Source organism: Methylophilus sp. 14 (assembly GCF_015354345.1).
Taxonomy (GTDB): Bacteria; Pseudomonadota; Gammaproteobacteria; order Burkholderiales; family Methylophilaceae; genus Methylophilus.
Genome location: NZ_JADKYS010000006.1, coordinates 106,794 through 129,557 on the forward strand (window position 1 = coordinate 106,794; position 22,764 = coordinate 129,557).

26 protein-coding genes are annotated in these 22,764 nt (G+C 51.6%); 9 read left to right on the top strand and 17 right to left on the bottom strand.

What is annotated here, in order from left to right; all coding sequences use genetic code 11:
* Window positions 1-103 precede the first annotated feature (103 nt).
* Window positions 104-1,513 carry a GGDEF domain-containing protein gene (locus INP78_RS12880; protein WP_228522886.1) on the top strand — a complete coding sequence of 470 codons (1,410 nt, stop codon included), beginning with the start codon at window positions 104-106 and terminating at the stop codon, window positions 1,511-1,513.
* Here the strand turns inward: INP78_RS12880 and INP78_RS12885 are convergent, their stop codons facing one another.
* The 3 genes from INP78_RS12885 to ribA all read right to left on the bottom strand — a co-directional run bounded on the left by INP78_RS12885 (window position 1,514) and on the right by ribA (window position 4,048).
* Window positions 1,514-1,882, bottom strand: coding sequence for a MoaF C-terminal domain-containing protein (locus INP78_RS12885; RefSeq protein WP_194742601.1), 369 nt, complete (start codon window positions 1,880-1,882; stop codon window positions 1,514-1,516).
* Window positions 1,883-2,057: 175 nt separating this feature from the next.
* The gene (locus INP78_RS12890) at window positions 2,058-3,329 is read right to left on the bottom strand and encodes an O-acetylhomoserine aminocarboxypropyltransferase/cysteine synthase family protein (RefSeq protein WP_194742602.1); all 1,272 of its coding nucleotides are present in this window, start codon (window positions 3,327-3,329) and stop codon (window positions 2,058-2,060) included.
* A 116-nt stretch (window positions 3,330-3,445) separates the two neighbouring features.
* Window positions 3,446-4,048, bottom strand: coding sequence for a GTP cyclohydrolase II (gene ribA, locus INP78_RS12895; RefSeq protein WP_194742603.1), 603 nt, complete (start codon window positions 4,046-4,048; stop codon window positions 3,446-3,448).
* 170 nt (window positions 4,049-4,218) lie between these two features.
* Here ribA and INP78_RS12900 point away from each other — a divergent pair, with 170 nt between their 5' ends.
* The 3 genes from INP78_RS12900 to INP78_RS12910 are packed head-to-tail and all read left to right on the top strand — an operon-like array spanning window position 4,219 to window position 6,585.
* Window positions 4,219-4,545: a PepSY domain-containing protein gene (locus INP78_RS12900; RefSeq protein WP_194742604.1), complete on the top strand. Its 327-nt coding sequence runs from the start codon at window positions 4,219-4,221 to the stop codon at window positions 4,543-4,545.
* 1 nt (window position 4,546) lies between these two features.
* Window positions 4,547-5,227 (top strand): response regulator transcription factor, encoded by a 681-nt coding sequence (locus tag INP78_RS12905; RefSeq protein WP_194742605.1) that lies wholly within the window; start codon window positions 4,547-4,549, stop codon window positions 5,225-5,227.
* Window positions 5,224-6,585 carry an ATP-binding protein gene (locus tag INP78_RS12910; RefSeq protein WP_194742606.1) on the top strand — a complete coding sequence of 454 codons (1,362 nt, stop codon included), beginning with the start codon at window positions 5,224-5,226 and terminating at the stop codon, window positions 6,583-6,585. The genes INP78_RS12905 and INP78_RS12910 overlap by 4 nt, the downstream gene beginning before the upstream one ends.
* 3 nt (window positions 6,586-6,588) lie before the next feature.
* Here INP78_RS12910 and INP78_RS12915 read toward each other — a convergent pair whose 3' ends face one another.
* The 4 genes from INP78_RS12915 to INP78_RS12930 all read right to left on the bottom strand — a co-directional run bounded on the left by INP78_RS12915 (window position 6,589) and on the right by INP78_RS12930 (window position 10,200).
* Window positions 6,589-6,924, bottom strand: coding sequence for a PepSY domain-containing protein (locus INP78_RS12915; protein WP_194742607.1), 336 nt, complete (start codon window positions 6,922-6,924; stop codon window positions 6,589-6,591).
* 74 nt (window positions 6,925-6,998) lie between these two features.
* Window positions 6,999-7,457: a response regulator gene (locus INP78_RS12920; RefSeq protein WP_024931017.1), complete on the bottom strand. Its 459-nt coding sequence runs from the start codon at window positions 7,455-7,457 to the stop codon at window positions 6,999-7,001.
* Entirely contained in the window at window positions 7,454-9,436 is a 1,983-nt protein-coding gene (locus tag INP78_RS12925; RefSeq protein WP_194742608.1) for an ATP-binding protein, read from the bottom strand. The genes INP78_RS12920 and INP78_RS12925 overlap by 4 nt, the downstream gene beginning before the upstream one ends.
* Window positions 9,433-10,200 (bottom strand): LuxR C-terminal-related transcriptional regulator, encoded by a 768-nt coding sequence (locus INP78_RS12930; protein ID WP_194742609.1) that lies wholly within the window; start codon window positions 10,198-10,200, stop codon window positions 9,433-9,435. The genes INP78_RS12925 and INP78_RS12930 overlap by 4 nt, the downstream gene beginning before the upstream one ends.
* Before the next feature lie 142 nt (window positions 10,201-10,342).
* Between INP78_RS12930 and INP78_RS12935 the strand changes: the two genes are divergently transcribed.
* The 4 genes from INP78_RS12935 (at window position 10,343) to INP78_RS12950 (ending at window position 13,385) form a co-directional block, all read left to right on the top strand.
* On the top strand, window positions 10,343-10,600 hold the full coding sequence (locus INP78_RS12935; protein WP_194742610.1) for a hypothetical protein: 258 nt from the start codon (window positions 10,343-10,345) through the stop codon (window positions 10,598-10,600).
* A gap of 85 nt (window positions 10,601-10,685) precedes the next feature.
* Window positions 10,686-10,976, top strand: a complete 291-nt coding sequence (locus INP78_RS12940) for a hypothetical protein (RefSeq protein ID WP_194742611.1) — start codon at window positions 10,686-10,688, stop codon at window positions 10,974-10,976.
* A gap of 120 nt (window positions 10,977-11,096) precedes the next feature.
* On the top strand, window positions 11,097-12,683 hold the full coding sequence (locus INP78_RS12945) for a SulP family inorganic anion transporter (RefSeq protein ID WP_194742612.1): 1,587 nt from the start codon (window positions 11,097-11,099) through the stop codon (window positions 12,681-12,683).
* A gap of 57 nt (window positions 12,684-12,740) precedes the next feature.
* Complete coding sequence (locus INP78_RS12950; RefSeq protein ID WP_194742613.1) at window positions 12,741-13,385, top strand: carbonic anhydrase; 645 nt, start codon at window positions 12,741-12,743, stop codon at window positions 13,383-13,385.
* A gap of 58 nt (window positions 13,386-13,443) precedes the next feature.
* Here INP78_RS12950 and fdx read toward each other — a convergent pair whose 3' ends face one another.
* From fdx to INP78_RS13000, 10 genes are all read right to left on the bottom strand, one after another.
* Window positions 13,444-13,785 carry an ISC system 2Fe-2S type ferredoxin gene (fdx, locus tag INP78_RS12955; protein WP_194742614.1) on the bottom strand — a complete coding sequence of 114 codons (342 nt, stop codon included), beginning with the start codon at window positions 13,783-13,785 and terminating at the stop codon, window positions 13,444-13,446.
* Between the two features lie 2 nt (window positions 13,786-13,787).
* The gene (gene hscA, locus INP78_RS12960; protein ID WP_194742615.1) at window positions 13,788-15,677 is read right to left on the bottom strand and encodes a Fe-S protein assembly chaperone HscA; all 1,890 of its coding nucleotides are present in this window, start codon (window positions 15,675-15,677) and stop codon (window positions 13,788-13,790) included.
* 6 nt (window positions 15,678-15,683) lie between these two features.
* Entirely contained in the window at window positions 15,684-16,196 is a 513-nt protein-coding gene (gene hscB, locus INP78_RS12965; RefSeq protein ID WP_194742616.1) for a Fe-S protein assembly co-chaperone HscB, read from the bottom strand.
* 48 nt (window positions 16,197-16,244) lie between these two features.
* Window positions 16,245-16,568, bottom strand: a complete 324-nt coding sequence (iscA, locus tag INP78_RS12970) for an iron-sulfur cluster assembly protein IscA (protein WP_194742617.1) — start codon at window positions 16,566-16,568, stop codon at window positions 16,245-16,247.
* A 4-nt stretch (window positions 16,569-16,572) separates the two neighbouring features.
* Window positions 16,573-16,953, bottom strand: a complete 381-nt coding sequence (gene iscU / locus INP78_RS12975) for a Fe-S cluster assembly scaffold IscU (RefSeq protein WP_019882635.1) — start codon at window positions 16,951-16,953, stop codon at window positions 16,573-16,575.
* A gap of 179 nt (window positions 16,954-17,132) precedes the next feature.
* A complete protein-coding gene (locus INP78_RS12980) occupies window positions 17,133-18,350 on the bottom strand; it encodes an IscS subfamily cysteine desulfurase (protein WP_194742618.1) in 1,218 nt (405 codons plus the stop codon).
* 25 nt (window positions 18,351-18,375) lie between these two features.
* A complete protein-coding gene (locus INP78_RS12985; RefSeq protein WP_194742619.1) occupies window positions 18,376-19,527 on the bottom strand; it encodes a cysteine desulfurase family protein in 1,152 nt (383 codons plus the stop codon).
* Between the two features lie 9 nt (window positions 19,528-19,536).
* Window positions 19,537-20,007, bottom strand: a complete 471-nt coding sequence (gene iscR / locus INP78_RS12990; RefSeq protein ID WP_194742620.1) for a Fe-S cluster assembly transcriptional regulator IscR — start codon at window positions 20,005-20,007, stop codon at window positions 19,537-19,539.
* A 108-nt stretch (window positions 20,008-20,115) separates the two neighbouring features.
* Window positions 20,116-20,850 carry a serine O-acetyltransferase gene (gene cysE, locus INP78_RS12995; RefSeq protein WP_194742621.1) on the bottom strand — a complete coding sequence of 245 codons (735 nt, stop codon included), beginning with the start codon at window positions 20,848-20,850 and terminating at the stop codon, window positions 20,116-20,118.
* A 76-nt stretch (window positions 20,851-20,926) separates the two neighbouring features.
* On the bottom strand, window positions 20,927-21,679 hold the full coding sequence (locus tag INP78_RS13000) for an RNA methyltransferase (protein ID WP_194742622.1): 753 nt from the start codon (window positions 21,677-21,679) through the stop codon (window positions 20,927-20,929).
* A gap of 83 nt (window positions 21,680-21,762) precedes the next feature.
* On the opposite strand from INP78_RS13000, the gene INP78_RS13005 reads away from it, so the two are divergent.
* Complete coding sequence (locus INP78_RS13005; protein ID WP_194742623.1) at window positions 21,763-22,578, top strand: inositol monophosphatase family protein; 816 nt, start codon at window positions 21,763-21,765, stop codon at window positions 22,576-22,578.
* Window positions 22,579-22,764: the final 186 nt, after the last annotated feature.

Here is a 22,764-nt window from a genome sequence, read left to right on the forward strand (position 1 = left end):
TAATGACGTAAACAGAATAACGTTATCATGTCTTGTCACTCCCTGATAGTTGATAATATTGTGTCGGCTATAGAGTGCACATGATTAAACAATGGCATAAGTGATGACGTACGACGACCCCACCCCTGATTCTGGCAATGATCCAGAGTATTCTGCAATGCTTGTTGCCGCTGAGTGGAAAGCCATCATGGCAGATACTCCACCTGTGCTGATTGAGCAAGTCTATGGCTTGATCAGTGACAATATGCAGGAGTTGCTCACCGCGTATCAGCATTACCTGGGCACAGACCCGGTATTAAGCAAGCTGCTTCATACTGATGAGATGCGTACGAAATGGACAGCGGTATTTGCAGAATGGGTCTATCAGCTGTTTAGCATGCAGTTTGCCGATGTAAACCACTTTGTGCATGAGCAGCATGCGCTAGGCATGAAACTGTCCCGGGTAGGCTACCCGGCACATTCTGTGTCAAAAAGCCTGCGTATGATTAATGCCTATATTTTGCGGCATATTCTCATGCAAGCGTGGACAGACCAGGAAAAAATGCAGTCAGTCATGTATGTTAACCAACTGATTGGTCTTTCGTATGAAATTCGTAATCATGGTTATATGCAGTCTATTTCTGACCAAACCCGATTGGATGAGTCGTATCGGCTGGCTGTCATCGGCAGTAATATCGCCATGGAAAGGGAGCGGCAACGCGCGTTTCTCACCGAGTGGGAACGCAATATCCTGGCCTGGTTTTATAGCCCGTCTGATATCGGCCTGCCAAGGTTGGCTAAGTCTGAGTTTGGTATGTGGTTTTTACATAAAGCCAGCCTGATGTTCGAGCGCACGCCAAAATTGCAGAATATTGCCGAATGCATTGCCAAAATTGACCAACAGATATTGCCCAAGCTGGAAACCACGCAATATGACGACCGCGCAGCGATAGGCAGCCAGTTCCAGTTGATTCAGCAAGACCTGGTCAAAATCAAGTTTGTGATTAATGAGATTTTTGACTCACACATTGAGCTGGATAACGCACGCGACAGCCTGACCCGTTTATTAAACCGCCGCTTTATTCATACCGTGCTCTCACGTGAAATTGCCTTGCAAAAACGCGAGGGCGCGGTAGGCTTTGCTATCCTGATTCTCGACCTGGACCATTTCAAAACCGTCAACGACACTCATGGTCATGCTGCTGGCGATATAGCCTTGCAGAAAGTGGCGGCTTTAATGACTGAGTCAGTGCGCCCGTCAGACTTTGTGTTCAGGTATGGCGGTGAAGAAATGCTGCTCATTCTGGTTGAAGCGGATGCGAGCATAGCCATGCATGTGGCAGAAAATATCCGCAACAAGGTCGCACAAGCGCGTATACAGGCGCCGAGTGGTGAACATATTGCACTCACCGTGAGTATTGGCGGCGCGCTGGCAAAGGGCAAAATTGATTATGAGTCTGTGATCGCAGAAGCCGATAAAGCGCTCTACCAGGCTAAACATGCAGGCCGTAACCGCGTGGTGATGAGCGCGTAATTATTTTTCGCGCACAATATTGCCCGAAATTACATAGCGTTCTTTGCCATCAATAATGGTGGAATAAACCTTCATGGTGTTCAGGTTGATGACCTGGGTGACATTGATGCCGGTTTTCTCTACCCAGCTTGCAAAATATACCTTGTCAGCGACCGTGAAACGTTCTGGAGTTTCGATGCCATGTGCGCCTTTTTCATCGCCTTGAATACACTGCCAAGCCATAGACTTGGCGTCTTTAACGGTGACCCGGTACACACTGCCACCGTCATATTGAAACAGAAACTGGCCCAGGTAAGCTTCGCCTGCCTGGGCGGCACAGACTAGGCCTGAGAACAGCAGGGCGGTGATGCGTAAGGGCAAGGATTTCATCTGTATGTTCCTATCAAGGCTAAACGTGATGGCTTTAGACGCGGCAGTTGCGGCCATTTAGCGCTGATAGCGAAGTCGCTGCTGCGGCGTCATTGGCTTAAATGACTCGCTACTTTAGCGATGAATGCAGGCCAGCACAAGCGGCCTGCATTCCAACACACATGCCAGCGATGAGTTAGACCTTGGCCAGCGCCTGTTCCAGATCCGCAATCAGGTCATCAATGTGCTCTATGCCGACAGACAGCCGCACCATGTCCTCGCTCACCCCCGCACGCGCTAGTTCTTCGGCGTTGAGTTGCCTATGCGTGGTGGTGGCAGGGTGGCAGGCCAGGCTTTTGGCATCCCCAATATTCACCAGCCGCGTGAATAGCTGCAATGCATCAATAAAGCGTGTGCCGCCTTGCAGACCATCCTGCACGCCAAAAGACAAGATGCCTGAGGCTTGGCCTTTAAGGTATTTTTTCACCAGGGCATGATCAGGGTGATCTGATAGCCCGGCATATTTCACCCATTTGACTTTGGGGTGTTGTGCCAGGTAATTGGCCACCGCCAGCGCATTGGCACTATGCCGTTCGATACGCAACGCCAGTGTTTCCAGCCCTTGCAGTATCAAAAAGCTGTTAAACGGACTGAGAGCGGCGCCCGTGTTACGCAACGGCACCACACGGGCACGTGCAATATAAGCTGCAGCGCCCAGCGCTTCTACATAATTCACGCCGTGATAACTGGGGTCTGGGGTATTGAGGCTAGGGAACCTGGTCGCATGTTCGCCCCATGGGAATTTTCCGCTATCGACGATGATGCCGCCAATGGAGTTGCCATGGCCACCGATGTATTTGGTGAGCGAGTGCACCACAATATCCACACCATGCTCAAATGGCTTGGCCAGAATGGGCGTGGCGACCGTGTTGTCTACAATCACCGGCACGCCATGTTTGTGCGCAGCGGCGCTGATGGCGGCCAGGTCCACCACATTGCCCAGCGGGTTGCCTATGGTTTCAGCAAATACTAGTTTGGTGCGGCTATCGATAAGCTTTTCCAGCGAGGCCGGGTCGCGATAATCAAAAAACCTGACTTCTATGCCTTGCTTGGGCAAGGTGTGGGCAAATAAATTATAGGTACCGCCATATAGCGTCGAAACCGACACAATATTGTCGCCTGCTTCGGCAATGGTTTGAATGGCATAGGTAATCGCCGCCATGCCAGAGGCGAGTGCCAGTGCGCCAATACCTCCCTCGAGCTGTGCCAGTCGCTCCTCCAGCACAGCGGTGGTCGGGTTCATGATGCGGGTATAAATGTTGCCCTGTACCTTGAGGTCAAACAGGTCCGCGCCATGCTGGGTGTTATCAAAAGCGTAGGAGGTGGTCTGATACACTGGTACCGCGACCGCTTTGGTGGTTGGGTCTGGACTATAACCGCCGTGTATGGATATCGTTTCTTGCTTCATCGCGTCTCTCCTTGTGATTTTATTATGACGAACAAGAAGTATAGCCCTGCCATGGTGGCCGGGTTATAACATTTACATGGTAGCTTATAACCAGTATTTATGAGGCTGGCAGCGTGTTATCCCAGGTCGGGGATTACGTGTCCCAGTTTACTGGACTTGGTTTGCAGATATTTCAGGTTGTCTGCAGTGGGTGTGGTGAGCAGTGGCACTTGCTGGTGAATACTGATGCCCAAAGATTGCAGGGCAGTACGTTTTTCCTGGTTGTTGGATAACAAACGGATACGGTTGATTTCAAAATAAGCCAGCATGTCTGCCGCGGCTTCATACGTGCGTGCGTCTATCGGCAAGCCAAGCGCTACGTTGGCCTCGACGGTATCCATGCCTTGGTCTTGCAAGGCATAAGCACGCATTTTGTTGGTGAGGCCGATGCCGCGGCCTTCATGGTTTTTTAAATACAGGATCAAGCCCTGGCCGCTTTGCTGAATCAGGCGTTGCGCGTGATGTAGTTGTTCGCCGCAATCGCAGCGCGTAGAGCCAAATACATCCCCCGTTAAACATTCAGAATGCACCCGCACCAGTGGCTCGTTAGCGCGCTGTAGTTCGCCGCAGGCCAGGGCAATATGCTCCACGCCGTTACGGCTATCCGTAAATACATGGATATCAAACGCACCAAACTGGGTAGGTAATCTGGCTGTGGAGGTATGGGATAAAAAAAGCATGTCTGGCGTTCGGTGTTAAAGGCTCAATCTCATATTGTAGCGGTTGAGCGTTTTTTAAAGTATCCCTGCACAATTAATCTTGACCGCTGGCTGCCTGGAATTCAGCTTGGTTTAAGATGAATACTGTTAAACTTTGGTCGATTTCAGTGGTTTTCAGGAGATGTGACGCTATGTTTTGGACGCAACGCCGCACATGGATAGCGCTTTTTACGCTGCTTGCTGTATTGCTTGCGCTGGTTTACCTGCCACGTGCAGACTCAGGTGAGAGCGCCACCAGCGCTGGGCGCTTATCGGCGAAAGGCGACATTTTGAGTCTGGAAAAAATCTCACAAAAAGCCAGAAGCTATAAACCTGGCGAGATTCTGGAGGTCGAACTTGAGAAAAAGCACGGCCGCTATATTTATGAGGTTGAGATACTGGATGCCGCCAGCCAGGTATGGGAGCTTAAACTGGACGCCAAGAGCGGGCAGTTACTGAAAATGGAGCAAGACGACTAATATGCGGTTGCTGCTGGTAGAAGATGACGTGGTGCTCGGCGCGCAGACGCAGCAGGCACTCAAGGCGGCAGGCTATGCCTGCGACTGGCTGCAAGAGGGCAGTGAGGCCAGCATACAAGGCACGCTTGAGCCCTATGACCTGGCGATTCTGGATTTGGGCTTGCCAGGCAAGCCTGGTTTGGATGTACTGGCCGACTGGCGTGCACAGTCTGGCAGTATGCCGGTGATCGTCTTAACCGCGCGCAGCAGCTGGCAAGAGAAGGTGGAGGCGTTTAATTTGGGCGCGGATGATTATGTGACCAAGCCTTTTCATCTGCCGGAGTTGCTGGCACGCATCAGTGCCGTGCACAAACGCAGCGTGGCGGTGGTGAATCACGCGCTGGTGCTGGCAGATTTACGCCTGGACGAGCAAACGCAAACCGTCTGGCAAGGCGACACTGCCCATGTGTTGACCGGCACCGAGTTCAGGTTGTTGCGCTACCTGATGTTACACCCGGGACGAATTTTTTCTAAAACCGAGCTCACAGAGCATGTCTACGCCTACGATGCAGACAAAGACAGCAATGTGATTGAAGTGTATATCAATCGCCTGCGGCAAAAAGTGGGTGCCAACCGCATCCATACCAAGCGTGGCCAGGGCTATGTGTTTACAGGTGGCCAGGTGTCAGGTGTGGGCGCATGAGGTCGCTGCGCAGGCAGCTATCGCTGGGCTTAACCCTCAGCCTGGTGGGTTTGCTGACGCTGCAATGGGCGGTGGTGACCTTTACCATAGATCATTTAATCCAGTCGCAAATGACGGCACGCATGCAACAAGAAGCTGAAGGCTTGCTGGCCGGTGTGTCAGTGAACGCGCGTGGTGAATTGGCGCTGGAGCCGCGACTGATTACAAGCAGTTATCAGCGGCCATTTTCAGGCAGCTATTTTATTGTGCTGCTGGACAATGCTGGCAAAGACGGGGCGCAAAAAATACAGTCGCGCTCATGGTGGGATGTCGACATCCCAGTCAGTGCGCTCAAGGTCGGTGAGGAGCGGGTCAGCCATATCACCGGCCCCGAATCGCAACCTTTGCTGCAATTGGGACATGCTTACCGTAAACAGCAGAGCACCATTACCATTTACATTGCAGAAAGCCTGGTTGAATTACAGCAAAGCCTGCGCCTGTTTCACTGGTTGTATGGTGTGTTTTCCTTGCTGGGTCTGCTGGCGTTGCTGGCGTTACAGCGCTGGATTGTGGTGAATACGCTGTTGCCTTTGCAGCAAATCAAGGAAAACCTGGCAAAAGTCGCTAATGGTGAGGTACAGCAGATTAATGCCAGTGGCCCGGCTGAAGTGATGCCGCTGGTCAACGAGTTTAACCGCATCCTCAAAAGTGCCAGCCAGAAAACCCGGCGTTCGCGCCTGGCCATTGGCAATCTGGCACATGGCCTCAAAACACGCCTGGCGCAATTGCAATTGCTGGCGGGTAATGGATCCGTGGATGGAGATACGCAGTTACGGCAGATGATACAAAATTGTAGCGAAGACATACACCATGATGTCGAACGTGAATTAAAGCGCGCACGACTCATGGGCGATGTTTACACCAGCCAGCAGACTGATTTAGACGTAGAGTTACCTAAGCTGGTGACCACTTTGCAGAAGATTTATAGCAATAAAACCGTGGCATTTGCCTGGCAGCACGATGGGCAGGCCCGCGTGATGGTTGACCGTGAAGACATGCTGGAGTTGCTGGGTAATGTGCTGGATAACGCCTTTAAATGGTGTCACGGTCAGGTGCAGTTACATGTGTCTGTGCAAGACGTGATCCAGATTGTGGTTGAAGATGATGGCCCCGGCAGTAGTGCGCCGACATTGGAGACGTTGTTACAACGCGGCATGCGTATGGATGAATCCAAACCCGGCAGTGGTTTGGGGCTGGCGATTGTGCAGGATATTGTGCAGCACTACCACGGCCAGGTGACGCTCACGCATTCTGAGCGGCTGGGTGGTTTGCGCATCCAGATGACGCTGGCACCCACCTCGGCAGGCACCAGCGTTTAAGCCTTAAAACCAGTCGCGGTTGATGCTGTTGACCTTGCCGGTTTTGGCATCGATAGTGACTTCCCATTCGGCACCATTGCTATCGACAATTTCAACTTCGTAATCCCAGCCAGCACGAAACTTTCTGCGCTCCAGTTCGACCTCTTTCACCACACCGGGCTTGGCTGCCAGCGCTTTGCTTTGTGCGTCTTCATGTGAAATCAGGCCAAACGCTTTGGCCTTTTCAGTCATTTTTTGCACGTCATCATCATCGTCTGCCAGTGCTGGGTGGCTGGCCATCGTACCCAAAAACAGGGCCATGATGAGTAGGCTTGCAGATTTGTTTGAGGTTTGACGCATCGTGATCTCCTTTTGTGTTGAGTATTCACGATACCTGGCGTGGCTTAATTCACGCTTAATTCTGGTGCATGGCCTTAACTTTCATGCATGCTGGGCAAGTGCAGGTTGGGCTGGTGCGTTTTGAGCTGATTAAATAACCAGCGCGTTTCTAGCAGGTTCCATACCCTGAGCATGGCTTCCATATGGTCAAACGGTTTGGTTAAAAAGTCTTTGGCCCCCAAGGCCAGCGCTTTGCGCCGCGTGGCAATCGTGGCATCCGCCGTGAGTACCAGCACAGGTAAAAAATCATGCGGCCCGACATGGTGCGACAACTGATCAAGCACGGCAAAACCATCCAGCACTGGCATCATTAAGTCGAGCAAAATCAGGTCGGGCTGAAAAGCATTCACCAGGTCCATGGTTTTAGTGGAGTCCGTCGTGCTAATCACTTGCTCAAAGCCCTCTTTGGTCAATAATTCTTCAAGCAGTCGTAAATTGGCCTCGGCATCGTCAATGATGAGGATTTTAGAGGCACGTAATTGTTCAATATTCATGGCGTCTCGGGCAGGAGTTTTAATAATAACTGGTTAAAAGCCGCCACATTGAGCGGCTTGGTAAAGTAGTGCGTGATGCCAAGCGCATTGAGGCGCTGCATGGTGTCCGGCAGGGCGTCTGCACTTAAAATCACAATAGGAATCGCCTGTAAGTCCTGGCGACTGGATTGGATATGCTGAATCAGTGACTCCCCGGAGCCATCTGGTAGGTTCAAGTCCAGTAACAGCAAGTCTGGCTGCATGTCACGTAGCCAGACCATGCTTTCTTGCAAGCTGGCTGCCAGATGTAGCTTGAGGTGGCGATGCTTGCTCATAATGGCTTCAATCAGTGCCTGATTGCTGTGGTTATCCTCCACATACAAAATATGGCGTTTGACCGAACGGCGGGTAGTCGTGGTACTTGGTACCTTTATTTCTGCGCCTGTATTGGCGTGTTGGGCTGGATACTCCGCAACCTGCTCCGTCTCTGGCAGACTGATCCAGAACAGGCTTTGATCTTCGGCAACACCAATCTGGCCGCCCATGGCATCCATCAGTTGTTTGCTGAGCACCAGGCCCAAGCCGGTGCCTTCGGTGACGGTGCGCTCAGCGCCCAGCCGGTCAAAAGGGGTGAATAATCGCGAACGTAATTCTGCAGGAATCCCTTGGCCCTGGTCGCGTACATCGACCCGGATTTGGCCATGGTGACGGTAAGCACTAAAGGTGACGCTGGTGTTTTCCGGGCCGTATTTCAAGGCGTTGGCCAGCAGGTTTAAAATCACTTGCAGCAGGCGCTGGCGGTCTGCGCGCACCTTCAGATCGGGCTCAAAATGCGTTTCTATGCTGATGTCGCGCACTTTTTCCAACGGTTTTAAGTAGTGGTAAGCCTCTTCGAGCAAGTGGTTCAGTGCAATGACTTCCATAGACATGCTGATGTCACCACTTTCAATGCGTGAAATGTCCAACACCTCATTAATCAGCTTGAGCAAGTGTTGGCCTGCATTATGAATCAGCGTGGCACTGTCTTTTTGCCGTCCTTCAGGCAAGTCGTTTTCGAGAATCTGCGCAAAACCTAAAATCGCATTGAGCGGGGTACGCAGCTCATGGCTGGTGCGTGATAAAAAGTTACTCTTTGCCGCACTGGCTTCTTCGGCATCAACACGGGCCAGGTGGGCTTCTTGCGCGCTTTGGGTCAGCAATTGTGAGGCGTGTTCCAACTCGCTGGTGAGTTCACCTAATTCATCGCGGCTGATGCTGGGTAGGGCCAACGGCTCGCCTTTCACCAGGTGTATGGCGCTATCACGGATGGTTTTGACGCGGGCGACGATGGTTTGGGTAAACAGCCACACGCCAATCAGCGAACCGACCACGCCTGCAATCACCGCCATCAGCGTGATACGTAAATTGCGTTTGCGTTCGTAAATGACTTCTTTTTTATCCTGGTTGACGATGGTGGACTCGCGCAAGCTCATCTGGTTGAGATGCGCGCGTAAACGGTTCAAGGCATCGCCTTGCGAAGCAAATTTGCCGATTAGCGCTTCGTCAGCTTCTTCTTCACTATGGCTGGCGAGGACAGCCAGGTCATTGAGATTTTTGTCTACCAGAGGATGAATCACTTGTAACAGGTGTTGCTGTGAGCGGTCATCCAGATTGTGTTCGAGCGAACTGAGCAATTGCGGCATGCTTTGCTTGGCACTTTCATAACCGGCGAGGAACTGGCGATTGCCGGTCAGCAAGAAATCACGCACGCCGGTGGAGGCTTCGAGCAACAGGGTTTGCAGGGTTTGAATGTCTTGCTGGATTTGCAGGGCGTTCTGCACGCGTCTTTCCAGTAAGGCAGCTTGCTGCTCACTCTCAAAAATCAGTGCCAATGACGCGAGCAGGACAGTGAGTGGCAAGGCATTGAGTACGATGCCTTTGGTGGTCAGTGATAAATCCTGCCATAACAGATTGAGGCGGCTGGTGAGTTGTGCCATGGGTTTAAACATACTTTGACTCATAGTCCATCGCTCTTGAAACCGGCTTCGACGGCCTTGACCGCCGCTTGCGTGCGGTCGTTTAAGTCCAGCTTGCTTAAAATACGTTCAATATGGATTTTAACCGTGCCCGGTGAAATCCCCAGCTTTTGCGCCAGGGCCGCATTGCTGGGGCCGGAAGGCAGCAGGGCGAATACCTCACGCTCACGCGGTGTGAGTTTTTGCAGGTAACTGTCATCAATCACACTATTGGCCTGTGCTTGCCCTTGTAAGGCAAATCCCAACAAGCCACACACGCTATGCAGCACTTGCAGACTGGCCGGGCTGAGCGGATTGCCAGTGATTAGCCCCAATAAACCAACCGCGCGTTGCTGGCAGGCAATCGGTAGATGGTAACAATGCAATGTGGTTTGATCTGTATTGGTTGGCAGTGTCCACAGGCTGGGTACAAACTGGCTATGCACCTCAAAGTGTATGGGCTCTTTTAGCCATTGGGCCAGTGCGCCCAGCATAGGCACGCGCGCACCAATCGGGAACGCTTTACCGCGCTGGGCCAGTATTTTCAAAGCGCCTGCGTGCTGCTGGCTAATCAGGCCGTGTGGTGCCCCAAACTGCATGCAGACTTCATCCAGCAACCATTGCATGAGTTCCTCTGACCAGCCGTGACTGAACAATTTTTGCCCGAGCCGCTCAAATAGTCGGTCATGTGCCATTTGCACTTGGGTTTGTTTGAGTGCATTGCGTAAGGCAAACGCACTTTCTGTGGGTGGGGGGCTGTCGTTCGGCATATGCCGTTAAGTATATACCGAACTACCTATATCGGTAGATTTATTGATGACAATACATGGGCAAAATGCAATCCATCGTGAATGCAATCAGATTCACACCACCGAACAACTAGTCTGAATGACGATTTAAAGGAGAAATACCATGCGTACATTAACAACAGCAGCAGCAATGATCTTGGGTTTGAGCCTGGCTTTGCCAGCACAAGCGGTTGAAACAGCTACCGGCGAAACGGTTAAGAACACACATCATGTGCAATTTCTGGGTCAGCGTGCATACCAGCAGCCTGTGATTGCCAAAGCGGATGCTGAGCAAGCCTGGGTTGGTGCCACCCTGAGAGTTGACCAGACTAATCAGCAACAAACATTGAAACTGCACTCACTGGGTAAGCGCGCTTTCTAGTCAGTGTTGCGTAAGGTTGTTGGAACATAATAAGTTGACACCTGCACAAGGTGTCAAACACAAACAAATTATGTAGGAGCGAAAAATGAGCAAATTATTATTGGCAGTATTAGTGGCATTTGGTTTAATGGCTAATGCGCAGGCGGACGAGTCTATCGACCAGGACGCGGCAACGGTTAAGCAGATGCATGAGCATAACTTTTTAGGTAAGCGTCCATATGCCAAGGCACCAGTGGCCAGGCAAAATGCTGATGAGAAGTGGGTAGGTGCAGGGATTGTGACCGACCAGCCGGAAAAGGGCTTCGACAAGCATCAGCAAATGCGCTTAAACTTTATCGGCAAGCGTCCCTATAGCGGTGGTACCACAGCCGACTAAATGTTAGCTGATCACCGCGCTGAACAATAACCCCGCATCATTGCGGGGTTTTGTGTGTCATCGCGTCAATTATAAAAATTAACAATATAACTATAGTTTTGTTTGTGAAGGATATACACCATGTCAACCTCCGTGCAGAGGTCTAGCCCGCTAGACTTGTTCAAGCACGTCAATCGAGACTTACCGGCCTCCATTGTCGTGTTTTTTGTGGCCTTGCCACTTTGTTTGGGTATCGCCCTAGCGTCTGGTGCGCCGCTATTTTCGGGCGTGATTGCCGGTATTGTTGGCGGCATTGTCGTTGGCCTGGCCAGTGGCTCGCAGCTGGGTGTCAGTGGCCCGGCGGCTGGCCTGGCCGTGATTGTGATGGCGGCCATTGGCAACCTGGGTTCTTATGAAGTCTTTCTGGCCGCGGTGGTGCTGGCTGGTGTATTCCAGTTTTTGCTGGGGCAGTTAAAAGCCGGGTTTATTGCCTATTTTGTGCCATCTTCAGTGATTACCGGCATGCTCACAGGCATAGGTTTGCTGATTATCCTCAAACAGATTCCGCATGCATTCGGTTACGATGCGGACTACGAAGGCGATGAATCTTTTGATGCATTTGCCGGGCATGATACCTTCAGCGATATTTTGCAGGCATGGGACTTGTTAACCCCTGGCGCAGTCTTGATTGCGGCGGTGTCTTTTGCGATTTTGATTCTGTGGGATACGGTGCTGACCAAAAAACACCGGATTTTCCAGTTGCTACAAGGGCCGATTGTGGTGGTATTGGTGGGCATTCTGCTCAACGTGGCCTTTATGCGCGGCTGGTTGAATTTCACCTTGAGTGAGGACCAGATTGTGCGCTTGCCTGTAGCGAGCAGCTTGGGCGAGTTTGCCAGCTTCTTTACCCATCCTGATTTCAGCAAGATTACGCAGCCGCTGGTGATTAAAACGGCGTTGGTCATGGCGATTGTCGCCAGCCTGGAGACATTGCTATGCGTGGAAGCGACTGACAAGCTGGATACACACAAACGTGTGACGCCGACCAACAAAGAACTCAAGGCGCAAGGCTTGGGCAATATGGTGTCAGGACTGATTGGTGGCTTGCCGATTACGCAGGTGATTGTGCGTAGTAGTGCCAACGTGACTTTTGGTGCACAAACCAAGTTATCCGCAGTTTTGCATGGTTTTTGGCTGTTGCTGAGCGCCATTACCATTGCCAGCTTCCTCAACCTGATTCCTCTGGCTAGCCTGGCCACCATCCTGATTATGGTGGGTTACAAACTGGCGAAACCTAAACTGTTCAAACAAATGTACCAGTTGGGCTGGGAGCAGTTTGTGCCGTTTATCGTGACGATAGTTGCGATCGTGTTTACAGATTTATTGACTGGTATCGGTCTGGGTCTGGTGGTTGCCATCTTCTTTACCTTGCACCACAGCTACCGCAATTCACACTACATCAAGCAAACGCGTTCTACCAAAGACGGCAAAGAGGTGTATGAATTAGTGCTGGCGGAAGAGGTTTCTTTCTTTAACAAGGCCAGCATCCTGGAAGTATTGGAAGCCATTCCACCCAATAGTAAAGTGGTGATTGATTGCACCAATAGCAAATCGATTGCTTATGATGTGGTGGAGTTTATCCACGGCTACCAACAGCATGCCAAGTTGAAAAATATTGACGTGGAAACCATTGATTTTAAACCGCCCAAGCATATGTTGGGACATTAACCAAAAAAGCATGGCTCACAGCCATGCCACATCATTTACTAGTAGAGGATACACACTATGTACAAGCACCCATTACTCGATCGCGACAAAATGACCGCGCGTGAAGCACTGGATATCTTGATTGAAGGCAATCAGCGTTTTATTACCGATCGCGAACAGGACAAAGACTTCAAGAGCTTGATTCAAATCACCAAAGACAAACAGCATCCGTTCTCGTCATTTTTAAGCTGCAGCGACTCGCGTGCGCCTGTAGAGCTTTTGTTTGATCAGGCATTGGGCGATGTGTTCAGTGTGCGCCTGGCTGGTAATATTGCTTCTGATAAAGCTATCGGCAGCCTTGAATTTGGCAGCAAATACCTGGGCAGCAAGCTGATTGTGGTCATGGGCCATACTTCTTGCGGCGCAGTCAAAGCCGCATGTGATGACTTTAAAGATGGCCATATTGGCGAGATTATCAACTTGATCAAACCGTCTATCCGTCATGAAAAAACCATCAATGACCCGGCCCAGCGTAACTCTAAAAACAGTGATTTTGTTGAGAAAATTTGTGCGTTAAACGTGAAGTATCAGATTGAAACCATTATTCGTTGCAGCGATATTATTGATGATATGTTGCAAAGCAAGCAGATTGGGATTGTCGGCGCCGTCTACGATATTTCAACCGGTAAAGTGGATTTCATGGAAGAGACCTTTATAGGCTAATTGTCACGTCAAACAAAAAGCCGATGCATGCATCGGCTTTTTTATTGGGCTCATTGGCTTAATGATGGCCTTCTTTGGCCAGGTTAATGCTGTATTTGGGAATCTCCACCGTGACGTCCGTCGCTTGCAAAATAGCCTGGCAAGACAAGCGCGATTGCGGCGTTAAGCCCCAGGCCCGATCCAGCATATCGTCTTCGTCCTCGTCAATCTCATTCAGGCTTTTAAAGCCTTCACGCACGACGACATGGCAAGTGGTGCAGGCGCAAACGCCGCCACAGGCATTATCAATATCAATATCGTGCTTGAGCAAAGCATCGCAGATCGAGGTGCCAGCTTCGGCCTCAATCACCGCGCCTTGCGGGCAGAGTTCGGTATGTGGCAATACAGTAATTTTTGGCATGTTTATAGTTCCAGTGAATCCAGGTTTTTGCCAGCAAGGGCTTTTTGTACTGAGGCGTCCATGCGTTTGGCAGCAAAGTCTTCTGTGGCATGGTTGAGCGCATCGCTCGCCTGTTTAACCGCATGGCTATCCGTGCCCTGGCATAAAGCCAGCAGGGCATCAATATGGGTTTGTATCTGTTGGCGTTCATCTGCATTCAGCAATGTGTCACCATCTTCAGCCAGCGCGGCTTGAATCGCTTCAATCAGGCGCTGCGCATCGACCACGGCCTCGCGCAGCATGCGTGCAGCTTTATCGCTTTCTGCTGCACCAAAGGAATCTTTGAGCATGCTGGTGATCTGGTCTTCGTTCAGGCCATAAGAGGGTTTCACCGTGATGTTGGCTTCCACGCCATTGGTCTGTTCGCGCGCACTGACGGATAACAGGCCATCGGCATCGACTTGGAATGTCACGCGAATCCGTGCGGCACCCGCTGCCATCGGTGGAATGCCACGCAGCTCAAAACGCGCCAGTGACCGGCAGTCGCTGACCAACTCACGTTCGCCTTGCACGACATGAATCGCCATCGCGGTTTGGCCGTCTTTATAAGTGGTAAAGTCCTGCGCGCGTGCAATCGGTAAAGTAGAGTTGCGAGGAATGACTTTTTCTACCAATCCGCCCATGGTTTCCAGGCCGAGTGAAAGCGGCGTGATGTCCAGTAGCAGTAATTCATCGCCACTGCGGTTACCGGCGAGCACGTTGGCTTGTATGGCTGCGCCCAGGGCGACGACCTTATCCGGGTCTAGGTTGGTCAGGGGCTCTTGCTCGAAGAATGCCTGCACCGCATGGCGGATATGCGGCATGCGCGTGGCGCCGCCAACCAATACCACGCCTTTAATCTCGTCTATGCTTAACCCGGCATCGCGCATGGCTTTGCGCGTCGGGCTTAAGGTTTTAATCACCAGGTGTTCGGTCAGCGTGACAAATTGCGCTACCGACAGGGTTTCATCGACCAGGGCGCCGTTACTCAGTTTGCAGACGATATTAGCTTCATGGTTATCGGTCAGCCATTCTTTGGCCTGGCGCGCCTTGGTGAGCAGCAGGCGGGTATCTTCTTCGCTGAGCGGTTTGAAGTCTTTGGTTTTGCTGCGTACCTGATCCAGCACCCAGCAAAAAATGCGGTGGTCAAAGTCATCACCACCCAAGGCAGAGTCGCCATTGGTGGCCAGCACTTCAAATACGCCTTTGCTCAGGCGCAGGATGGAAATGTCAAAGGTGCCGCCACCCAGGTCATAAATGACGTAGACGCCTTCGGCAGCATTATCCAGGCCATAGGCCACTGCAGCAGCAGTGGGCTCATTGAGCAGGCGCAGTACATGCAAGCCTGCCAGGCGTGCAGCGTCTTTGGTGGCCTGGCGTTGTGCGTCATCAAAATAAGCGGGCACGGTGATGACCGCGCCGGTGAGCTCGCCGCCCAATGCTTTTTCAGCACGGGCTTTCAGGGTTTTTAAAATTTCGGCAGAAATCTCGACCGGACTTTTTAAACCGGCACGCGTTTTGATTTCGAGAATGCCTTGCGAACTGTCATTCTCCACAAAATGATAGGGAATATGCGCTCTGTCGGTGATGTCGTGCAAGGCGCGACCCATAAAGCGCTTGACCGAGACGATGGTATTCACCGGGTCCAGGCTTTGTGCCGCTTGCGCTTCGTGGCCAACAATAATGCTATCTTGGAGGTAGCGCACGACAGAGGGCAGCAGTGCGTGGCCATGCTCATCATGCAATACGGTACTCATGCCGCTGCGTACGGTGGCAACGAGTGAGTTGGTGGTACCCAGGTCAATACCCACTGCCAATTTGTGTTGATGTGGGGCAGGGGATAAGCCAGGTTCGGAAATCTGTAATAAGGCCATGAAACTCTAATCTTCCAACTGAGCGATCAGCTGATTCACATCTTCACTCACTTTATCAATAAACCGCAGCTTGCGTACCGTCAGGGCTGCCTGCGTCGGGGCGGCCATAATTTCATTGGCCACTTGCTGCTGCAAGGCCTTGGCTTGCGTGCGCATTTCTTTCAGTAACGCATCCAGTGCGGGAATGTCTTTGCCAGCCCTGGCGTCATCCATGGCTTCACGCCACTCCATTTGCGCCATCAAAAAATCACCCGGCATGGCCGTATTGTTTTCTTCATCGGTGGCAATGCCTTGCAGTTGTAGCAGGTAGCGCGCGCGTGACGTCGGCTGTTTGAGCACCTGGTAAGCTTCGTTGACCTGCGTCGCCATTTGCATGGACTGCATGCGTTCGGCGGGTGACGCATTCACAAATTTATCCGGATGGACTTCCGCTTGTAACTTGCGGTACTGGGCATCCAGCACCGTGATGTCTAGCTCAAACTGTTGCGGTAGCTGAAAGAGGGCGAAGTAGTTTTGCATAGTCGATGACTGAAAATACAGGCGTGTTGCATGTATTTGCAGCAAACGTTAAACGGTAAATGACTCGCCGCAGCCGCACTCGTCTTTCACATTCGGGTTGTTGAACTTAAAGCCTTCGTTCAGGCCTTCCTTAGTGAAGTCGAGTTCAGTGCCATCGATATACACCAGGCTTTTCGGGTCGACAATGACCTTGATGCCGTGGCTTTCAAATGCCACATCTTCATCTTGCATTTCGTCCACAAATTCCAGCGTGTAGGCCATGCCTGAACAGCCCGTGGTTTTGACGCCCAGGCGTAAACCGAGGCCTTTGCCACGGTTAGCCAGAAACTTTTCCACGCGGTTGGCTGCGGTTTCAGTCAGGGTAATTGCCATATGCTTAACCTTGTTTGGATTTCAAGTCAGCAATCGCTGATTTGATTGCATCTTCTGCCAGCACGGAGCAGTGAATTTTCACTGGCGGCAATGCCAGCTCTTCAGCAATCGCAGAGTTCTTGATCTCTTGCGCCTGATCCAGTGTTTTGCCTTTTAACCATTCGGTTACCAGCGAGCTGGAAGCAATCGCAGAGCCGCAACCATAAGTCTTGAATTTGGCATCTTCAATCACGCCAGCATCATTCACCTTGATTTGCAACTTCATCACGTCACCACACGCAGGTGCGCCGACCATGCCGGTGCCCACATTCGGGTCATTTTTGTCCAGAGAACCCACGTTACGTGGATTTTCGTAGTGATCTAATACTTTATCTGAGTAAGCCATGTTGTTGCTCCTATCAATTAAATCGCGATATTCAGGGTGTATCGCGTTTTAACTCTTAAAAATATTTCTTTAATGAATAAAAATTGCAGATTTCATTGTCTGGCAAGGCGAAGGATTGCGCCGTTTAGTCATCTAAACAAGCAGTCCGACAACGCCGCCAGGCGATGAAAGATCAATTTTTAATGCTCCGCCCATTCTACTTTGGACAGATCAATCCCATCCTTGAACATCTCCCATAATGGGGACAGTTCACGCAATTTTCCAATTTTGCTCTTCAACAGCTCAATGGTGTAATCGACATCGGCTTCAGTGGTGAAGCGACCAATGCTGAAACGGATCGAGCTGTGTGCCAGTTCATCAGAGCGACCCAGTGCACGCAATACATAGCTAGGTTCCAGGCTGGCGGAGGTACACGCAGAGCCTGAAGATACGGCAATATCTTTAATCGCCATGATCAATGACTCGCCTTCCACGTAGTTGAAGCTGACGTTGAGGTTGTGTGGCACGCGATGATCCAGGTCACCGTTGACATAGGTTTCTTCAATTTGCAGCAAGCCGTTCAATAAACGGTCACGCAGGGTGCGGATACGTTCGTTTTCGCTGGCCATCTCTTCACGCGCAATGCGGAAAGCTTCGCCCATACCCGCAATCTGGTGCGTCGCCAGCGTGCCTGAACGCATGCCGCGCTCATGACCGCCGCCGTGCATTTGCGCTTCAATGCGGATACGTGGTTTACGGCGCACATACAAAGCACCGACGCCTTTAGGGCCGTAGGTCTTGTGTGCGGAGAAGCTCATCAAGTCCACTGGCAGTTTTTCCAGGTCAATCGCGACCTTGCCGGTTGCCTGTGCCGCATCGACGTGGAAAATAATATTATTTGCGCGGCAGACATTGCCCAGCGCTTCAATATCCTGAATCACGCCGATTTCGTTATTGACCAGCATGATGGAGGCCAATACCGTGTCCGGGCGAATCGCGGCTTTGAATTTCTCGAGATCAATCAGGCCATCGGCTTCTGGTTGCAGGTAAGTCGCTTCGTAGCCTTCACGTTCCAGTTCGCGCACGGTATCCAGCACCGCTTTGTGCTCGGTGGCGGCGGTGATGATGTGCTTGCCTTTGCTGCCAGCGTAAAAGTGCGCGGCACCTTTGATTGCCAGGTTGTTAGACTCCGTGGCGCCTGAGGTCCACACGATTTCACGTGAATCGGCATTGACCAGTTTGGCCACTTCTTCACGCGCATTTTCTACCGCGTGCTCTGCGGTCCAGCCATAAGGGTGACTACGCGAAGCAGGGTTACCAAAGTCTTCGGTCAGGTAAGGAATCATTTTTTGCGCAACACGGGGGTCTACCGGTGTGGTCGCAGAGTAATCCAGGTAAATCGGCTTTCTTTCAGACATGTCTCATGCTCTTTCAATTAAAGTCTTATGCCGCAACGGCATTTAATCCTTTCAGACGTTGCACCTGTTGCTGCAACGCTGCTAAAAACTGGGTGATTTCTTCACTGGTATTGCTATCGCTCAGGCTAACGCGCACTGCACCGCGTGCCAGGTCTGGCGTGATCCCCATGGCCAGCAATACATGGCTAGGCTCTGTGCTGTCACTGGAGCAGGCAGAGCCACTGGCCACTGCAAACCCCACTTTGTCCAGCGCGGTCACCAATGTTTCGCCCTCAATGTTAGGAATGGCAAAAAAACTGGTATTGGGCAAACGTTCAGCCTGCTGTGCAAAAATCACGGCGCCCAATCTGTTTAAACCGCTTTCTAATTGGTCACGCAACTGTTTAACGGTGGTATGACGGCTAGCCATTGATTGCATGGCTAACTGGGCGGCCTGTGCAAAGCCGATAATACCTGCCACATTTTCCGTGCCGCTACGCAAACCACGTTCTTGACCGCCGCCATGTAACAAGGGCGCAATATCCACACGCTTGTCTACAATCAATGCGCCGACGCCTATCGGCCCGCCAATTTTGTGACTGGAAATCGTCATCGCATGTACGCCCAAAGCGCTCATATTGACGTCGATTTTGCCAAAGGCCTGCACTGCATCGGTATGCAATAACGCACCATGGGCTTTTGCCAGTTGCGCTAACTCAGCCACAGGTTGTATCGCGCCAGTTTCATTGTTTGCCAGCATGGCAGAGACTAATCCTGTGCGTGCGCTGAGGGCTTGCTCTGCCTGCGCCAGGTCAATCACGCCCTGACTGTCCACACCAATCGTGGCCACTTTCCAATCATGCCAGGCCAATGACTGTGCCGGGCGTGTCACGCACGGATGCTCAATGCCGCTGATCAGTAACTGTGACGGACTCAGGTTCGCCGTGATGCCTTTAATGGCAAAGTTATTGGCTTCTGTGCCGCCAGACGTAAACACGACTTGTGATGCCTGCACACCGACACAAGCTGCAATCTGCTTCCTGGCCAGCTCTAACGCTTCGCGTGCATTGCGGCCAAAGACATGGCGGCTGGTCGGGTTGCCCGTTGGCTGGGTCAACCAGGGCAGCATCGCTTCCAGCACCTGTGGTTTTAACGCCGTGGTACTGTTGTGGTCGAGGAAAGCGGTTTGCGTTGTCATAGCCAAATATTAGGCGGCAATGGTTGCTTCAGAGCCACATTTTCTCGGCGCGAATACGACCGTACCTGCGCCTTTTTTGCGCTGCATATCAACCATGTCTGCCAGGCTCACGCCTGATAAGTAGTCAAGAATTTTGCTGTTTAATGACGCCCAAAGCTCATGCGTCATGCAACGACCTTCGTCGTGGCAATTTTCGTTGCCGCCGCATTGGGTGGCATCAATTTGTTCGTCTACAGCAGTAATAATGTCAGACACCGAGATTTCGCTGTGTGCTTTGGCAATGCGATAGCCGCCACCTGGTCCGCGTACGCTGGAGACCAGGCCTTGCTTGCGCAGGCGGCTGAATAACTGTTCAAGATAAGACAGGGAAATGCTTTGGCGTTCGCTAATGCCAGCCAGTGTGACTGGCTTGTCTGCTTCGTAAAGCGCAATGTCGAGCATCGCGGTGACAGCAAAACGTCCTTTGGTGGTTAATCGCATCTTGAGATGACCTTTTAAAACAGAGGTGAATTGTATAATAACCTACTGTTTTAGTCAATTATTATGCCCAAAAAGTTCAGGGCTTGGTGGCGTGCTGCCAGAGGTCGGCTACTCGGGCTTTTTGGCAAAAGCCTCACCAACATTGGTATCGGTTTCAGTATCGCTCAGTTTGGCTAATTGTATTTTAAGTTCTGCTATCTCGGACTCTTGCTTGTGGGCATGGTCGAGCAGGCTGTTGATGGCCTTGATCATAGGGTCGTTTTCATCGTTACCCACCGCGTAGGCGCTGAAGCCCATTTTTTGCGCCGCATCCTGACGTTGCTTGGCTTTTTCTTCTTCCAGAATGCGCGCTGGAATGCCTACCGCTGTCGCACCGTCAGGCACATCTTTTACCACCACGGCGTTAGAGCCAATCTTGGCGTTTTTTCCAATCGTGATTGGCCCCAGCACTTTTGCGCCCGCGCCTATAACGACGCCAGACTCCAACGTCGGATGGCGTTTGCCCTTGTTCCAGCTGGTGCCTCCCAAGGTCACGCCATGATACAGCGTGCAATCATCACCAATAATGGCTGTTTCACCAACCACGACGCCCATGCCGTGATCAATAAATACGCGGCGGCCTATAGTGGCGCCAGGGTGGATTTCTATGCCAGTAATCCAGCGCCCAAAGTGGGAGAGGGCGCGGCCCAGCCAATACAGGCGATGGCTCCATAACCAGTGGCTGAATCGATGCAGGATCAGGGCATGCACACCAGGGTAAGTGGTCAGAATCTCGAAATGGGTACGCGCCGCCGGGTCGCGGTCAAACACAATCGAAATATCTTCTTTGAGGTGCTTAAACATGCGCGCATTATGCCATTAAGTTAAGCGCGCGTCTAAAGCGGGCAAGGCTATTTACACTAAACGCGCAATTGCAAGCCTAGTATTTGCTGTGTTTTTTCGGGTTGACCGTTAGCGTCAAAATGCCACGCAATAAATTCACTTCTTCTTTCTCTAACCGGCTGCGGCCATACAGGCGGCGCAGGCGTTCAAACAGCTTTTTAGGTGCGCGCGGATTGATGTAACCGATATGTTCCAGCACTTCGCGCATATGCTCGTAAAAACGCTCCAGATCTTCCTGCGTGGCTAGCTCGACTGGTTTTTCTTCGTAGTGCAACTCCCCGGTCGTGATGGCCATGCGTGTTTCATAACTCATGATTTGCACCGCCTGCGCCAGGTTGAGCGAGGTGTACTCAGGGTTGGCCGGAATCGTCGCCAATACATGGCAAAGATCAGCCTCGGCATTGCTCAGGCCGCTCATCTCGGTGCCGAACACCAGTGCCACCTGGCTATGGCTGGCGACGGATTTTACTTCTTGTGCCGCTTCGCGCACCGTCATCACCTGTTGCGACAGCGAGCGCTCCTTGCCGCTGACGCCAATCACAAACTGGCAATCGGCCAAGGCCTCCTCCAGTGTTTCCGTCACCACGGCGGTTTCCAGCAAGTCAGCGGCATTTACCGCTAGTGAGTTTGCTTCGCTATCTGGAAAGTGCTTGGGGCGTACCAGGTAAAGGCGGCTCAGGCCCATGGTTTTCATGGCGCGTGCCGTAGAACCAATGTTGCCGGGATGGCTGGTTTGGCATAAAACGACACGAATATTGGCAAAGAGTGTAGATTCTGGAGTGGGTGACATGGGTAAATGTTGCCGTTATGTTTGTGGCTAAGCGTGTAAAAAGCTAAAATAGCATTTTATCAGTTGAATCAAGATCACACAGCATGCATCCAATCCTGAATGTCGCCATTCGCGCCGCGCGCGAAGCAGGCAAAATCATCAACCGTGGCGCCATGGACATCGGCGCCTTAAAAGTCGAACAAAAAGACACGAATGACTTTGTCAGCGAAATCGACCGCAATGCCGAGCAAGCCATTATCAATGTATTGAAAGAGGCTTATCCTAACCACGGTTTTTATGGCGAAGAAAGCGGTAAAACCAATACCGAAGCCGATAATATCTGGATTATCGACCCACTGGATGGCACCACGAATTTCCTGCATAACTTCCCGGCTTACTGTATTTCAATCGCCCTGCAAGAAAAAGGCGTGCTGACACAAGCAGTGATTTATGACCCGGTACGCAACGACCTGTTTACCGCAACCAGAGGCAGCGGGGCGTTTTTGAACAACCGCCGTATCCGCGTCACGCAGCGCACCAAATTGCAAGAAGCATTGCTTTCTACGGGGTTTCCATTCAAAGATTTCAGCTATCTGGATACCTATATCAATATCTTCCGCGACATGGCCAAGAAAACAGCTGGCTTGCGCCGTCCAGGTTCTGCCGCGCTGGATCTCGCCTATGTAGCCGCCGGTTTCACCGATGGTTTCTTTGAGATCAACCTGTCGCCTTGGGATATCGCTGCTGGTGCCTTGCTGGTACAAGAGGCCGGTGGTATTGTCGGTGACTTCGAAGGCAACGAAAGCTGGTTGCGTACCGGTAATATCGTCGCGGCGAACCCGAAAGTGTTTGGACAAATGCTGCAAGTGATTGCACCGCATTTAACTGAGCGGATCAAAACACCGACATTGGTCGCGTAGTTTTTTGATTGGATGGATAAGTAGACCCGGATAGAAATGTCTGGGTTTATTTTTTTGTGGGTGATCTGTTTAAGAGTGCTCCGGTTGAGTGGTTTTTTGTCGCAGCTTATTTCGCCTTTAGGCGAGTCACTTTCTGGTGCTTGTCCCCCAGAAAGTAACCAAAGAGGACGACACCCAGCCATCACG